Origin of the sequence: Flavobacterium notoginsengisoli, assembly GCF_042686225.1 — a bacterium.
GTDB lineage: Bacteria > Bacteroidota > Bacteroidia > Flavobacteriales > Flavobacteriaceae > Flavobacterium > Flavobacterium notoginsengisoli.
Window position 1 is genome coordinate 51,793 of the sequence record NZ_JBHUOT010000006.1, and the last position, 16,384, is coordinate 68,176.

Annotated in this window: 13 protein-coding genes and 4 tRNA genes; 1 reads left to right on the forward strand and 16 read right to left on the reverse strand. The window is 35.6% G+C overall.

The genetic code is table 11. The features are described 5' to 3' along the window. The first annotated feature begins 101 nt into the window (after nt 1-101). Nucleotides 102-914: a hypothetical protein gene (locus ACFS3A_RS14470; RefSeq protein WP_379826306.1), complete on the forward strand. Its 813-nt coding sequence runs from the start codon at nt 102-104 to the stop codon at nt 912-914. Nucleotides 915-1,232: 318 nt separating this feature from the next. Here ACFS3A_RS14470 and ACFS3A_RS14475 read toward each other — a convergent pair whose 3' ends face one another. The 16 genes from ACFS3A_RS14475 to ACFS3A_RS14550 all read right to left on the reverse strand — a co-directional run bounded on the left by ACFS3A_RS14475 (nt 1,233) and on the right by ACFS3A_RS14550 (nt 16,308). Further along, complete coding sequence (locus ACFS3A_RS14475) at nt 1,233-1,544, reverse strand: DUF3467 domain-containing protein (RefSeq protein WP_012024017.1); 312 nt, start codon at nt 1,542-1,544, stop codon at nt 1,233-1,235. 10 nt (nt 1,545-1,554) lie between these two features. Beyond that, on the reverse strand, nt 1,555-5,862 hold the full coding sequence (gene rpoC, locus ACFS3A_RS14480) for a DNA-directed RNA polymerase subunit beta' (protein ID WP_379826307.1): 4,308 nt from the start codon (nt 5,860-5,862) through the stop codon (nt 1,555-1,557). A gap of 280 nt (nt 5,863-6,142) precedes the next feature. Then, on the reverse strand, nt 6,143-9,955 hold the full coding sequence (gene rpoB, locus ACFS3A_RS14485; protein WP_379826308.1) for a DNA-directed RNA polymerase subunit beta: 3,813 nt from the start codon (nt 9,953-9,955) through the stop codon (nt 6,143-6,145). A 263-nt stretch (nt 9,956-10,218) separates the two neighbouring features. Next, the gene (rplL, locus tag ACFS3A_RS14490; protein WP_026730429.1) at nt 10,219-10,590 is read right to left on the reverse strand and encodes a 50S ribosomal protein L7/L12; all 372 of its coding nucleotides are present in this window, start codon (nt 10,588-10,590) and stop codon (nt 10,219-10,221) included. A 93-nt stretch (nt 10,591-10,683) separates the two neighbouring features. Further along, nucleotides 10,684-11,187: a 50S ribosomal protein L10 gene (gene rplJ, locus ACFS3A_RS14495; RefSeq protein WP_379826309.1), complete on the reverse strand. Its 504-nt coding sequence runs from the start codon at nt 11,185-11,187 to the stop codon at nt 10,684-10,686. 22 nt (nt 11,188-11,209) lie between these two features. After that, nucleotides 11,210-11,899: a 50S ribosomal protein L1 gene (gene rplA / locus ACFS3A_RS14500; protein WP_025572415.1), complete on the reverse strand. Its 690-nt coding sequence runs from the start codon at nt 11,897-11,899 to the stop codon at nt 11,210-11,212. Between the two features lie 13 nt (nt 11,900-11,912). Then, a complete protein-coding gene (rplK, locus tag ACFS3A_RS14505) occupies nt 11,913-12,350 on the reverse strand; it encodes a 50S ribosomal protein L11 (RefSeq protein ID WP_008466923.1) in 438 nt (145 codons plus the stop codon). Nucleotides 12,351-12,416: 66 nt separating this feature from the next. After that, the gene (nusG, locus tag ACFS3A_RS14510) at nt 12,417-12,968 is read right to left on the reverse strand and encodes a transcription termination/antitermination protein NusG (RefSeq protein WP_008466925.1); all 552 of its coding nucleotides are present in this window, start codon (nt 12,966-12,968) and stop codon (nt 12,417-12,419) included. Between the two features lie 10 nt (nt 12,969-12,978). After that, entirely contained in the window at nt 12,979-13,176 is a 198-nt protein-coding gene (gene secE / locus ACFS3A_RS14515) for a preprotein translocase subunit SecE (protein WP_008466927.1), read from the reverse strand. A 19-nt stretch (nt 13,177-13,195) separates the two neighbouring features. Further along, a tRNA-Trp gene (locus ACFS3A_RS14520) sits at nt 13,196-13,266 on the reverse strand. A gap of 55 nt (nt 13,267-13,321) precedes the next feature. Further along, nucleotides 13,322-14,509: an elongation factor Tu gene (tuf, locus tag ACFS3A_RS14525; protein ID WP_115889623.1), complete on the reverse strand. Its 1,188-nt coding sequence runs from the start codon at nt 14,507-14,509 to the stop codon at nt 13,322-13,324. Nucleotides 14,510-14,564: 55 nt separating this feature from the next. After that, nucleotides 14,565-14,636 (reverse strand) — tRNA-Thr (locus ACFS3A_RS14530). A gap of 78 nt (nt 14,637-14,714) precedes the next feature. Next, nucleotides 14,715-14,795 (reverse strand) — tRNA-Tyr (locus tag ACFS3A_RS14535). Between the two features lie 119 nt (nt 14,796-14,914). Continuing rightward, nucleotides 14,915-14,988: transfer RNA gene (locus tag ACFS3A_RS14540), tRNA-Thr, on the reverse strand. 90 nt (nt 14,989-15,078) lie between these two features. After that, nucleotides 15,079-15,381, reverse strand: a complete 303-nt coding sequence (gene hpf / locus ACFS3A_RS14545; protein WP_008466930.1) for a ribosome hibernation-promoting factor, HPF/YfiA family — start codon at nt 15,379-15,381, stop codon at nt 15,079-15,081. Nucleotides 15,382-15,414: 33 nt separating this feature from the next. After that, a complete protein-coding gene (locus ACFS3A_RS14550) occupies nt 15,415-16,308 on the reverse strand; it encodes a tyrosine-type recombinase/integrase (RefSeq protein WP_379826581.1) in 894 nt (297 codons plus the stop codon). Between the last annotated feature and the right edge of the window lie 76 nt (nt 16,309-16,384).

The window sequence follows — 16,384 nt, forward strand, 5'->3', positions numbered from 1 at the left end:
AGCTAATCCACAACTTATACGAATAATTTAATAGTATTTTTATTTAAAAAAAAATCTATTTTTACAATATAAAAATTAACCATAAATCAAATTTTTTAGAAATGAAAAAAATCCTTTGCTCACTTACCGCAATCATTTTTACAATTTGTGCAGCTGCACAAGAAATCAAAGTAAAAAACAATGAAGTAAAAATTGATGAAAAAGTAGTTGCCTACATGGAAGGCAAAAAACCAAATTTTCAAATTTTAAACTTAGACAAACAGTATACAGTAAGCGCCGAACTTAAATTCTTAGAATCTTCTGGTAAAAGATGGATGGTTTTGAAGAGCACAAAAACAGGAAAAACAAATGAAGTTGATTATAAAAAATTTAACCCATTAAATCAGCAAAAAAGTGCTATGGAAGCATTTATGGATAAAGGTTTTCTGAGTATAGAGGGACTAAACATTGATGCTATTGAAAATTTTATAAATGGTGAAGCTTCCGGAGTTTCAAGTAAAATCAAAGAAGAAGCAACCGCAGGAATAGAGAAACAAAAACGTATGGAAGGCTACCAAATAACAATTGATGATTCAGGATCTATATACAGTGTAGCCTCAAAAGATCCCAACAATAAAAACATTGGTACAATAAAAATTGCTGCAACAACTGGTATGGGAATTCAAAAATATGAGATATTTGATCTAGATGGTAATTTAACTGCAACATGGTACAACATGAGTAGTAAACATCCTGGTTATGATGGCTTTTTATATGAACAATTCATAACCTATGATGGTAAAGTTTTTAATGTAAAACCTGATACTTCTGGTGTGTTGCAATATAAAATGAGTTCGGACAAAACAGCAGCCATGATAGTAAAAGAATTAATGTTTAATGGATACATTTTACAACATCAGAGAGCTGGTAAATAATTATTTTAAATAATAAAGGAAAATTGTAAAATACAAAGAAAACATCAGTACAACAATATTGAGATTTTTTTGACACATACTCGAACTTTACATAAAAAAAGCGCTAATTTTCATTAGCGCTTTTCTTTTAATTTGAATTAAATCAACCTTACTAAGTCATTATATTTCAAAAATTAATTCTTCATAGGATTGCAAATATACTCTAACACAGATAAGTAAAGAAACTTTGTCGATTAAAGTAAATTAAATCGGACAAAGTGCATTTTGGTATACTTTTTCTATATAAAAAAAGCCCCATTTTGAATGGGGCTTTAGAATTTATGCTTGTCCCGCAGGACCAAAATTAAGCGGAATTGGCGCTTGTTCCGTTTCTTTGATTTCGCCATGAGCTGCCTCAAATCTGTGGATATTTTCACCTATTGCTCTTAACAATCTTTTAGCATGTTGTGGTGTCAAGACAATTCTTGATTTTACCTTGGCTTTAGGAATCCCTGGCATAATACTCACAAAATCTAAAACAAACTCTGATGATGAGTGATTGATAATTGCAAGATTAGAATAAATTCCCTCTGCAATAGTTTCGTCTAACTCAATATTAATTTGCTCTTGTTGTTGTTTCGGATTACTCATAGTTTCCTAATTAATAAATGTATTCTTCTTTATTAGCCATCATTTCGTTGTAATCGTCTTTAGATCCTACAATTGTATGATCGTATTCTCTCATACCAGTTCCTGCAGGAATTCTGTGTCCAACAATTACATTTTCTTTTAATCCTTCTAAGTCATCTACTTTACCAGCTACTGCAGCCTCGTTAAGTACTTTCGTTGTCTCCTGGAATGAAGCCGCAGAAATGAATGATTTAGTTTGTAACGAAGCTCTTGTAATACCTTGCAGAACTGGCGTTGCAGTTGCAGTGATTACGTCTCTTGCTACAACAAGATTTTTATCAGTACGTTTCAATAATGAATTTTCATCACGCAATTCACGAGGTGTAATGATCTGACCTGGTTTCAATACTGAAGAATCTCCAGCATCTTCAACTACTTTCATACCATATAATTTATCATTTTGAACGATGAAATCTTTAGTATGAATTAATTGGTCTTCTAAGAATAAAGTATCTCCTGGATCCTCAACTCTTACTTTACGCATCATTTGACGAATTACAACCTCAAAGTGCTTATCATTAATTTTTACCCCTTGTAAACGGTAAACCTCTTGAATTTCATTTACCAAGTACTGTTGAACAGCAGCCGGACCTTGAATTCTTAAGATATCATCTGGTGTAATTGCACCGTCAGACAATGGAACTCCCGCTCTTACGAAGTCATTTTCTTGTACTAAGATTTGGCTAGAAAGTTTAACTAAATACTTTTTAATTTCACCAAATTTAGATTCGATAACAATCTCACGGTTACCTCTTTTAATTTTTCCGAAAGATACAACACCATCAATTTCAGATACAACTGCTGGGTTTGAAGGGTTACGAGCCTCAAGCAACTCAGTAATTCTAGGAAGACCTCCCGTGATATCGCCTGCTTTAGAAGAACGACGTGGGATTTTTACTAATACTTTACCTGCTTTAATTTTCTCACCATTTTCAACCATTAAGTGTGCACCTACTGGTAAGTTGTAAGAACGAATCAATTCACCTTCTTTACCATAAACTAATAAAGTTGGGATTAATTTTTTGTTTCTAGCCTCAGAAATTACTTTTTCCTGGAAACCAGTCTGCTCATCGATCTCAACCATGAACGATTGTCCTTGCTCTAAATCTTCGTAAGCAATCTTACCAGTAAATTCAGAAACAATTACACCGTTATATGGATCCCATTTACAGATTACAGTTCCTTTAGCTACAGTTTCACCATCTCCAACGAAGATACTAGAACCGTAAGGAATGTTATGTGTATTTAAAACAATTCCAGTTTTCTCGTCAACTAATTTTAATTCAGTTGAACGTGAAACTACGATATCAACAGAGTTACCTTCTCCGTCTTCTCCTTTAACTGTTTTTAAATCTTCAATTTCAAGTCTACCTGCGAATCTTGTAACAATACTAGATTCTTCAGAGATACCTCCAGCAACCCCTCCAACGTGGAACGTACGAAGTGTCAACTGTGTACCTGGCTCTCCAATAGACTGAGCTGCAATAACTCCGACAGCTTCACCTCTTTGTGTCATCTTACCAGTAGCTAAGTTTCTACCGTAACATTTAGCACAAATACCTTTTAAAGCTTCACAAGTTAATGGAGATCTAACTTCTACTTTTTCAATTGGAGAAGCTTCGATAGTTCTCATAATTGCTTCAGTAATTTGTTGACCAGATTGAACCATTACTTCATTAGTAAGAGGATTAATAACGTCTTGTAATGCAACACGTCCTAAAATTCTCTCTCCTAAAGATTCAACGATTTCCTCATTTTTCTTCAATGCCGCAACTTCAACACCTCTTAAAGTTCCACAATCTTCGATGTTAACAATAACATCTTGAGAAACGTCATGAAGCCTTCTTGTTAAGTAACCAGCATCGGCTGTTTTAAGAGCCGTATCCGCAAGACCTTTACGAGCACCGTGAGTAGAAATGAAGTACTCAAGGATCGAAAGACCTTCCTTAAAGTTAGAAAGAATCGGGTTTTCAATAATCTCACCACCACCAGCAGTAGATTTTTTAGGCTTAGCCATCAAACCACGCATACCAGTTAACTGACGAATCTGTTCCTTAGAACCCCTCGCCCCAGAATCAAGCATCATATATACAGAGTTGAAACCTTGTTGGTCTTCTCTAATATTTTTCATTGCTAATTCTGTTAACTGAGCATTTGCTGAAGTCCATACGTCAATAACTTGGTTGTAACGCTCGTTATTTGTAATAAGACCCATGTTATAGTTAGTTGAGATACCTTCAACTTGCTCTCTAGCATCTGCAATTAACTTAGTTTTTTGTTCTGGGATTCTAATATCACCTAAAGAGAATGATAAACCTCCTCTAAATGCGAATTTATAACCCATATCTTTCATATTATCCAAGAAAGCTGCCGTTGTAGGTACATCAGTCACACTTAAAATGTGTCCGATAATATCTCTAAGGTTTTTCTTAGTCAATACGTCATTGATATATCCAGCTGCTTCAGGTACTACTTCGTTAAATAATACACGTCCTGCAGTTGTTTGAATAATTTTGTACACTAATTCTCCAGCGTCATTAAAATCTTTTGCTCTAATTTTCACACGAGCATTCAATTCTAATCTTCCTTCGTTTAATGCAATGTTTACTTCTTCAGCAGAATAGAAAGTCAAATCTTGACCTAAAATAATGTGATCTTCTGTAGAAATACGCTCTTTGGTCATATAATATAGACCCAAGACCATGTCCTGAGAAGGTACAGTAATTGGAGCACCATTTGCAGGGTTCAAGATATTGTGAGAAGCCAACATTAATAATTGAGCTTCTAAAATAGCTTCTGGTCCTAATGGTAAGTGAACCGCCATCTGGTCACCATCGAAATCGGCGTTGAAAGCCGTACATACTAATGGGTGCAACTGGATCGCTTTTCCTTCAATTAATTTTGGCTGGAAAGCCTGAATACCAAGTCTGTGCAAAGTAGGAGCACGGTTCAGTAATACTGGGTGTCCTTTAATTACGTTTTCTAAAATATCCCAAACTACCGGCTCTTTTTTGTCAATGATTTTCTTAGCAGATTTTACTGTTTTTACAATACCTCTTTCTATCAATTTACGGATAACGAAAGGTTTGTATAATTCAGAAGCCATATCTTTTGGCAATCCGCACTCATATAATTTTAACTCTGGACCAACGACAATTACCGAACGAGCAGAATAATCCACACGTTTTCCAAGTAAGTTTTGACGGAAACGTCCTTGCTTACCTTTTAATGAGTCAGATAATGATTTTAATGGTCTGTTAGATTCTGTTTTAACAGCAGAAGCTTTACGTGTGTTATCAAATAATGAATCTACAGATTCTTGTAACATACGTTTCTCGTTTCTTAAGATAACTTCTGGAGCTTTAATCTCCATTAATCTTTTCAAACGGTTGTTACGGATAATTACACGACGGTATAAGTCGTTCAAATCTGAAGTTGCAAAACGACCTCCATCAAGTGGCACAAGCGGACGTAATTCCGGTGGAATAACTGGAACCACTTTCATGATCATCCATTCTGGACGGTTTTCGCGGTTTTCGTTAGACTCACGGAAAGATTCCACAACTTGTAATCTTTTTAGAGCTTCAGTTTTTCTTTGTTTAGATGTTTCGTTGTTAGCGCTGTGTCTTAATTCATAAGATAAAGCATCTAAGTCGATACGAGCTAATAAATCCATAATACATTCTGCTCCCATTTTGGCAACAAATTTATTAGGATCTAAATCATCTAAATATTGGTTTTCTTGTGGAAGAGTGTCTAAAATGTTTAAGTACTCTTCTTCAGTTAAGAAATCAAGTCTTTGTAAAGATTCTCCATCAGCATTTTTAGCAATACCAGCTTGGATTACTACGTATCTTTCGTAGTAAATGATCATATCTAATTTCTTAGATGGAAGACCAAGGATATAACCAATTTTATTTGGAAGAGAACGGAAATACCAGATATGAGCAATTGGCACAACAAGGTTGATGTGTCCTACTCTGTCACGACGTACTTTTTTCTCAGTAACTTCAACACCACAACGGTCACAGATGATGCCTTTGTAACGAATTCTTTTATACTTACCACAAGCACATTCGAAATCTTTTACTGGTCCGAAGATTCTTTCGCAGAAAAGTCCATCACGCTCTGGCTTGTGCGTTCTATAGTTAATAGTTTCTGGCTTTAAAACCTCTCCTCTTGATTCTTTCAAGATAGATTCTGGTGAAGCCAATCCAATAGAAATTTTGTTAAATCTTTTTACTGGATTCTTATCTTTATTGTTTCTGTTATTCATCATAGTTTTTACTATTGATTTATTTGCAATTAAAAAATTGAATTTAGATTTATAATCTACTCTTAAAAAGATAAGAGTTAATCATTCAGCTACTACCTCGGGTTACTTCTCTAAACCTCAAATTCTTATTTGAAGTGCTAGTTATAAAATGCCTTGCATTGTTATAAAAAATCGGAACGGTTTACGGGTATAAATCTTTAAAAACTTGTAACATTTAGTAAACAGTTTCAGTCCCAGTTTTCAGTGCTAAACTGAATACTGAGACTGTAACTGAAAACTTTTATTATTCTTCCAAACGAAGATCTAATCCTAGACCTTTCAATTCGTGCATTAATACATTGAATGATTCTGGTAAACCTGGTTCTGGCATAGTTTCACCCTTAACGATAGCTTCGTAAGTTTTAGCTCTACCAATAACGTCATCAGACTTAACAGTTAAGATTTCACGTAGTGTACTAGAAGCTCCATAAGCCTCAAGTGCCCAAACCTCCATCTCTCCAAAACGCTGACCTCCAAATTGAGCCTTACCTCCAAGTGGCTGTTGCGTAATCAATGAGTATGGTCCGATAGAACGTGCGTGCATCTTATCATCAACCATGTGTCCTAATTTAAGCATGTAAATTACACCCACAGTTGCTTTTTGTGCAAAACGCTCACCAGTTCCACCATCATAAAGATAGGTATGTCCGAAACGTGGTACGTTAGCCTCATCAGTCAAAGCGTTAATCTCGTCAAGAGAAGCACCGTCGAAAATTGGAGTAGCAAATTTTCTACCCAAGTTCATACCAGCCCATCCTAATACAGTCTCATAAATCTGACCAATGTTCATACGTGAAGGTACCCCAAGTGGATTCAATACGATATCTACCGGCGTTCCATCTTCTAAGAAAGGCATATCTTCATGACGAACGATTCTAGCAACAATACCTTTGTTACCGTGACGACCCGCCATTTTATCACCCACTTTTAACTTACGTTTTTTAGCGATATAGATTTTAGCCAATTTCAAGATTCCAGATGGTAATTCATCTCCAACAGTAATAGTGAATTTCTCTCTTCTTAAAGCTCCTTGTAAGTCGTTCAGCTTAATTTTATAGTTATGAATTAAATCATTAACCATTTTATTTGTAGCGTCATCAGCAACCCATTGACCTTTACTTAAGTGAGCAAAATCTTCTACTGCGTAAAGCATTTTTTGAGTATATTTTTTACCTTTTGGTAAAACTTCTTCACCCAAATCATTCATTACACCTTGAGATGTTTTTCCGTTAACGATCAAGAATAATTTTTCAACCAATCTGTCTTTTAATTCGACAAATTTAGTTTCGAATTCCATTTCTAAAGCGCCTAAAGCATCTTTATCTTGAGTACGTTTACGTTTATCTTTTACGGCTCTTGCAAATAATTTTTTGTCAAGAACTACACCGTGTAAAGATGGAGAAGCTTTTAATGAAGCATCTTTTACATCACCTGCTTTATCCCCAAAGATTGCACGAAGCAATTTCTCCTCTGGAGTAGGATCTGATTCTCCTTTTGGTGTAATTTTTCCGATCAAAATGTCGCCAGGTTTAACCTCTGCTCCAATTCTAATCATACCGTTTTCATCTAAATCTTTAGTAGCTTCTTCAGAAACGTTAGGAATATCGTTTGTTAACTCTTCATTTCCTAACTTAGTATCTCTAACCTCTAATGAATAATCATCAACGTGGATAGAAGTAAAAATATCATCACGAACTACTTTTTCAGAAATTACAATCGCATCCTCGAAGTTGTACCCTTTCCATGGCATGAACGCAACTTTTAAGTTTCTACCTAAAGCTAATTCTCCATTTTGAGTAGCATATCCTTCTGATAATACTTGTCCAGGAATAACTCTGTCACCTTTTCTTACGATTGGTTTCAAGTTAATACTTGTACCCTGATTGGTTTTTCTAAATTTAATTAAGTTGTACGTTTTCTCATCAGCATCAAAACTAACCATTCTCTCGTCTTCTGTACGATCGTATTTAATAGTAATGATATTAGCATCAACATATTCAACAGTACCATGCCCTTCAGCATTGATTAATACTCTTGAATCTGAAGCCACCTGACGCTCTAAACCTGTACCAACAATCGGAGCTTCAGGACGGATCAAAGGAACTGCCTGACGCATCATGTTTGATCCCATCAACGCACGGTTCGCATCATCATGCTCCAAGAAAGGAATCAAAGATGCAGAAATCGAAGCGATCTGGTTAGGAGCAACGTCTGTATAATGAACTACTGATGGCTCAACAACTGGGAAGTCACCTTCCTCACGAGCAATTACATTGCTAGCTGTAATTTTACCAGTTTCATCCATTTCAATGTTTGCCTGAGCAATCATTTTACCTTCTTCTTCTTCAGCACTTAAGTAAATTGGAGTACTTTCTAAATCAACTACACCATTAGTTACTTTACGGTATGGAGTTTCGATGAATCCCATTCCGTTTACTTTTGCATAAACACCAAGAGATGAAATCAAACCAATGTTTGGTCCCTCAGGAGTTTCAATCGGACATAAACGACCATAGTGCGTATAGTGAACGTCACGAACCTCGAAACCAGCTCTTTCTCTCGAAAGTCCACCTGGTCCAAGTGCAGAAAGTCTTCTTTTGTGCGTAATCTCAGCTAATGGATTCGTTTGATCCATAAATTGAGATAACTGGTTAGTTCCAAAGAAAGAGTTGATAACTGATGATAATGTTTTAGCATTAATCAAATCAATTGGTGTAAACACCTCGTTATCTCTAACGTTCATTCTCTCACGAATAGTTCTAGCCATACGTGCTAAACCAACACCGAATTGTTGAGACAATTGTTCACCAACTGTTCTAACACGACGGTTTGATAAGTGATCAATATCATCAATCTCTGCTTTAGAGTTGATCAACTCGATCAAATATTTAACGATTGTAATGATATCTTCTTTAGTAAGCACTTGCTTATCCATAGGGATATCTAAATCTAATTTTTTGTTCATTCTGTAACGACCAACTTCACCTAAGTTATAACGTTGATCAGAGAAGAACAATTTATCTATAATACCACGAGCAGTTTCCTCATCAGGCGGTTCAGCGTTACGCAACTGACGGTAAATGTGCTCTACAGCTTCTTTTTCAGAGTTTGTTGGATCTTTTTGTAACGTGTTGTGGATAATAGCATAATCTGCTTGATTATTATCCTCTTTGTGTAACAAAATAGATTTTACGTTAGAATCGATGATCTCTTCAACATTATCTTTATCGATAATTGTATCACGATCAAGGATGATTTCGTTACGTTCGATAGAAACTACCTCTCCAGTATCTTCATCTACGAAATCCTCGTGCCAAGTGTTCAAAACACGCGCAGCAAGTCTTCTTCCGATATATTTCTTAATACCTGTTTTAGAAACTTTAATTTCTTCAGCTAGGTCGAAAATTTCAAGGATATCCTTATCTCTTTCGAAACCGATAGCACGGAATAAAGTTGTTACAGGTAATTTTTTCTTTCTATCGATATACGCGTACATTACGCTGTTGATATCAGTAGAGAATTCTATCCAAGATCCTTTAAAAGGAATTACTCTCGCAGAATAAAGTTTAGTTCCATTTGCGTGGAATGACTGTCCAAAGAAAACCCCTGGAGAACGGTGTAATTGAGATACTACAACACGCTCGGCACCATTAATAACAAAAGTACCACTAGGAGTCATGTAAGGAATTGTTCCAAGATAAACATCTTGTACAATAGTTTCAAAATCTTCGTGTTCTGGATCTGTACAGTATAGTTTTAACCTAGCTTTTAAAGGCACACTATAAGTAAGACCTCTCTCTATACATTCTTGAATTGTATAACGTGGTGGATCAACAAAATAATCTAGGAATTCCAATACAAAGTTGTTTCTTGTATCTGTAATTGGGAAGTTTTCCATGAAGGTGTTGTATAACCCTTCGTTGCCTCTTTCGTCAGATTTCGTTTCTAATTGAAAGAAATCTTTAAAAGATTTAACCTGAACATCTAGAAAATCCGGATAGTCAGGGATATTTTTTGTAGAGGCAAAATTCAATCTTTCAGTCTGATTTGTTATCATCAATGGACAAAATTTTGATTAAAAAAAAGTAATTTTTTTGTGTAAAACACACTGTTTAATCTATACTTTCTTATTATAATCAATACATCTTTAAAAATAAAACAGTAAAAAGTTCCATTTTCTTTCTTCGTATCGATCAAAAACTTTTTCGTATTTTAAACTATGGGATAATAAAATTTTATAATATTTTATTATACGAAAAATGGTTTAGACCCTTGGATGTTGCCATCCAAGGTCTAAACCTAGTTCTAAACTGAGTTTAATTATTTAAGCTCAACTACAGCTCCAGCCTCTTCTAAAGCTTTCTTAAGACCTTCAGCCTCTTCTTTAGAAACACCTTCTTTAACGTTGCTTGGAGCACCGTCAACTACGTCTTTAGCTTCTTTAAGACCTAAACCAGTTAATTCTTTAACTAATTTTACAACTGCTAATTTAGAAGCACCAGCCTCTTTTAATACAACTGTAAATTCAGTTTGAGCTTCTTCAGCAGCACCTTCACCACCACCAGCAGCAACTACTACAGCTGCAGCAGCAGGCTCGATACCATACTCATCTTTTAATATTGTTGCTAATTCGTTAACTTCTTTAACTGTTAAGTTAACTAATTGTTCTGCGAATTGTTTCAAATCTGCCATTTCTTCTATCGTTTAAAATGATTTGTAAAAAATATAATTTATTTATTGTGCGCTAATTAAGCAGCAAGGAAGTATTCTTCCTTACATAAATAATTACTCTGCCCCTTCTTCTTCGCTTCCTGCGAATTTGTTTTGTAAAGCAGAAATAATTCTTTGAGCTGGAGATTGTAATAATCCAATAAGTTCTCCAAGTAACTCTTCTTTTGATTTAATAGTAGCTAATGCATCTAATTGGTTATCCCCAATATATACTTCAGAATTGATGTAAGCTCCTTTTAAAACTGGTTTATCAGATTTCTTACGGAAATCTTTGATAATTTTTCCAGGCGCGTTAGCAACATCAGAAATAAAGATAGCACTGTTACCAGCCAAAACTGTTGGTAAATCACCATAATCATTAGAAGAAGCTTCCATTGCTTTTGCAAGCAAAGTGTTCTTTACAACTTCTAATTTGATACCCGCTTTAAAACAAGCTCTACGTAAGTTTGAAGTTGTCTCTGCGTTTAAACCAGAAATATCAGATATATAAATGATATTTGTACCAGCTAACTGCGCAGTTAAATTTTCAATCGCGATTGATTTTTCTTCTCTAGTCATACTAAAAATTTTTAACTACCAATTATACTGCTTTTGGGTCTAATGCAATAGCAGGACTCATAGTGCTTGTAAGGTGAATACCTTTAATGTATGTACCTTTAGCAGCAGTTGGTTTAAGTTTTATTAATGTTTGAATAATTTCGTGTGCGTTGTCAACAATCTGCTCAGCTCCAAAAGAAACTTTACCGATTCCAGCGTGAACGATACCAGTTTTATCAACTTTAAAGTCGATTTTACCAGCTTTAACCTCTTGAACAGCTTTTGCAACATCCATAGTTACAGTACCTGTTTTAGGGTTTGGCATTAAACCTCTAGGTCCTAAAATACGACCTAATGGACCCAATTTACCCATAACAGCCGGCATAGTGATGATAACATCAACATCTGTCCAACCATCTTTAATTTTTTGAAGGTAATCGTCAAGACCAACGTGATCTGCTCCAGCCTCTCTTGCTTCAGCCTCTTTATCTGGAGTAACCAATGCTAATACTTTAACATCTTTTCCTGTTCCGTGTGGTAAAGTTACCACACCTCTTACCATTTGATTCGCTTTTCTAGGATCTACTCCTAAACGAACTGCGATATCAACAGACTCATCAAATTTTGCAGAAGCAACAACTTTAATTAATGCAGCAGCATCTTTTAAAGAGTATAATTTGTTCTTTTCAATTTTTGAAGCAGCCTCTTTTTGCTTTTTTGTTAATTTTGCCATTTCTTTTTCTTAATTAAAAAGGAGCATCTCCTGATACAGTTATACCCATAGATCTAGCTGTTCCAGCAACCATACTCATAGCTTTTTCGATTGTAAAAGCATTTAAGTCCGGCATTTTGTCTTCAGCAATAGTTCTAATTTGTTCCCAAGTAACGCTAGCTACTTTTTTACGATTAGGCTCACCAGAACCAGATTTTAGCTTTGCAGCTTCCATTAACTGAACTGCTGCTGGAGGAGTCTTAACAACAAAATCAAATGATTTGTCTTTGTACACAGTGATTTGCACTGGACAAATTTTGCCAGGTTTATCCTGAGTTCTAGCATTAAATTGCTTACAGAACTCCATGATATTAACCCCAGCAGCTCCTAAAGCAGGTCCAACCGGTGGCGACGGGTTCGCAGCACCTCCCTTAACTTGTAGTTTAACTACCTTACTAATTTCTTTAGCCATTTTTAAAAAATTTAACACTGTAATCAATGGAAGCGATTACAATGGTTATTATAGTGTAACAAAAAATTATACTTTTTCTACTTGCATAAAACTTAATTCCAATGGTGTCTTTCTTCCGAAAATCTTAACCATAACTTCAAGTTTACGCTTCTCTTCATTGATTTTCTCAACAGATCCATTAAATCCATTGAAAGGTCCATCAATAACCTTAACCGTTTCCCCAACACTAAATGGAATAGAACGAGTATCCGTATTTACAGCTAACTCATCTACCTTACCTAACATACGGTTTACTTCAGAAAGTCTCAAAGGAACAGGTTCTCCTCCTTTAGTTTCTCCTAAAAATCCAATAACACTAGTAATTGACTTAATAATATGAGGGATTTCACCAACTAAGTTAGCTTCAATCATAACATATCCAGGAAAGTAAACTTTATCCTTAGATGATTTTTTCCCATCTTTTACAGTTACCACTTTTTCAGTAGGAACTAAGACCTGAGAAACATAATCCTCCATACCTAATCTCGCAATCTCGGTTTCGATATAAGCTTTCACTTTATTCTCTTGACCACTAACCGCTCTAACTACGTACCATTTTTTCACATTATTATCTGCCATCACAAAAAAATTATCCTTTTAACCAGTTAAAAAATCCAGCCAAAGCTTTTGCAAAAAATTCATCTACTCCCCAAGTTGCCAAAGCGAATAAGATTGAAAATACAGCCACAACAATTGTCAATTTCTGCACTTCAGCCCAAGCTGGCCAAGTAACATTTGACTTTAACTCTTCGAAAGCCTCTGATAAATAATTAGTAACTTTTGTCATTTGATATATTTTTTTATTGCACGGGCGGAGGGATTCGAACCCCCATCAACGGTTTTGGAGACCGCTATTCTACCCTTGAACTACGCCCGTAATTAAAGCCAGTGATTAAAAAATAATCACTGGCTTTTCATTTATTTTAATAGAATTACTCTACGATTTCAGTAACCTGACCAGCACCAACTGTTCTACCACCTTCACGGATAGCAAAACGTAAACCTACGTTCATAGCGATTGGGCTTAATAAAGCAACTTCAATAGTTAAGTTATCACCTGGCATTACCATCTCTACACCTGCTGGTAAAGTAATAACTCCTGTTACGTCAGTTGTACGTACGTAGAACTGTGGACGGTAGTTATTGTGGAATGGAGTGTGACGTCCACCTTCTTCTTTTTTCAAGATATAAACCTCAGCTTTGAATTTAGCGTGTGGTTTTACTGAACCTGGCTTAATAATAACCATACCTCTTTTGATATCAGCTTTATCAATACCTCTTAACAATAAACCTACGTTATCTCCAGCTTCACCTCTGTCAAGGATTTTACGGAACATCTCAACTCCTGTAATAGTAGAAGTTAATTTTTCAGCTCCCATACCAATGATTTCAACAGGATCTCCAGTGTTAGCAACTCCAGTTTCGATACGACCTGTAGCAACAGTTCCACGACCTGTAATTGTAAATACGTCCTCAACTGGCATCAAGAATGGTTTAGCAACGTCACGCACTGGCTCTTCGATCCAAGCATCAACAGCTTCCATTAATTCGATAATTTTAGGTACCCAGTTTGGATCATTGTTTAATCCTCCTAATGCAGAACCTTGAACTACAGGACCATTATCTCCATCATATTCGTAGAAAGATAACAAATCTCTAATTTCCATTTCAACAAGCTCTAACAACTCAGCATCATCAACCATATCCACTTTGTTCATGAAAACAACGATTCTTGGAATACCAACCTGACGACCTAAAAGGATGTGCTCACGAGTTTGTGGCATTGGACCATCTGTAGCAGCAACTACTAAGATAGCTCCGTCCATCTGAGCAGCACCAGTAACCATGTTCTTCACGTAATCCGCGTGACCTGGACAGTCAACGTGAGCGTAGTGACGGTTAGCTGTTTCATACTCTACGTGTGATGTATTAATAGTAATACCTCTTTCTTTCTCCTCTGGAGCGTTATCGATTTGATCAAACGATTTTGCTTGACAGTAACCAGCATCTGACAATACTTTAGTGATTGCAGCAGTTAATGTAGTTTTTCCGTGATCTACGTGTCCAATTGTACCTATGTTTAAGTGCGGTTTGGAACGATTAAAATTCTCCTTTGCCATTTTACTTAATTTTTAATCTTAGTTATATATTAATTTTCAATTTCCTACTTACTTGAGCCAATGTCGGGATTTGAACCCGAGACCTCTTCCTTACCAAGGAAGCACTCTACCCCTGAGCTACACCGGCAGAGTTCTTATTTTAGATTTTTTTTGATTTTAGACCTTTAAAAACCTAAACTCTAAAACCTTACCTCTTTTTTTTTTGTGGGGAGAGCAGGATTCGAACCTGCGAAGTTCACACAGCAGATTTACAGTCTGCCCTCGTTGGCCGCTTGAGTATCTCCCCTAATAATTTATGATTTCAGCTTTTCTAATCTAGATCATCCGAACTGACAACTAATCACAAACCCTTATTTTTCAACACTTTAAAAGAACTTATTTCAAATCGCATTTGAAATATTTTTGAGCCGATAGAGGGACTCGAACCCACGACCTGCTGATTACAAATCAGCTGCTCTAGCCAGCTGAGCTACATCGGCGAATACATTAAAAAAGTCCGCTATTTCTAACGGACTGCAAATGTAGCTATTTTATCTTTTAATCAAAACATTTTTTAAAAAAAATTTCAATTAAATATGCGCTCTTATTTTTTCTTTTCTTTTTACAAGTAAACGTTCTAACGATTCTGCCGAAAGCTCAACCGCCTCCTCAAATGTTTTACACTGTTTTTTTACCAAAAAATCATCACCAGGGACATTAATCTTTATCTCCACCACCTTATTCTCCTTATCACTTGTTCTTTCAACCTTTAAAAAAACATCTGATGAAACCACTCGATCGTAGTATTTTTCCAGCTTACCCATTCTCTCCTGGATAAAATCGACCAACTTTCTGTCGACAGTAAAATTAACTGCATGAACATCTACCTTCATAATAAAAAATTTAAGATTAACGTTTCAGAATCACTACTTGTTTCTCGGATGCGCATCTCCATATACCTTTTTAAGCTCCGCCAAACTATTATGAGTATAAACCTGAGTAGACGCCAAACTGGAATGCCCTAACAATTCTTTAACTGAATTCAAATCTGCCCCATTATTCAATAAGTGAGTTGCAAAAGTATGACGAAGCACATGCGGACTTTTTTTCACCTTTTCCGAGACCCTACTAAAGTATGAATTTATTAAACGATAAACAAAAGATTCACTCAATTTTAATCCTTTTTTCGAAATAAAAAAAAAGTCCGAATCAACTACATTATCCAACTGCCCCCTCTCCTTTATATATAAACCAATTTGATTTGCTATAATCGGCAAGACAGGTATAATTCGTTCCTTATTTCTTTTCCCCAACACCTTTATAACCCCAGACGACAAATCAACATTCTTAACCATTAAATGAATCAACTCTGCACGACGCATACCAGTTACATAAAACATTTCCACTATAAGCTTATCCCGAACCTCTTCAAACCCAACCGGAACCTCAATCTCACTAAGCAAATCTTTCAATTCTTTTTCAGAGAAAGGAACCTGAACAACTTTCGGCGTCTTCAAAGATTTATGCTTCAACATTGGATTAACCTCAATTTGCTTTGACTTTAGCAAAAATTTATAGTAAGCTTTAAGAGAAGCCATTTTCCTATTCACAGAAACATTGGAAATATTTTGATCCACTAAAAAAACAATCCAACTCCGCACCTGACCATAATTAACCAACTCAATACCCTCCTGCTCAAAATTTTCCCGCACAAAAGACTCAAAAGCCGCTATATCATTCAAATAAGCCAACGCCGTATGAGAAGAATATTTTCTCTCCAACAAAAGATAATCCGCAAAAGCCTCTTTATTCATTTTCATAAAAACCCAAATCTCATTATTAAGCATAAAAAAACCGTTAGCATCAAAATTAAAACATTTTGACCACTAACGGTAA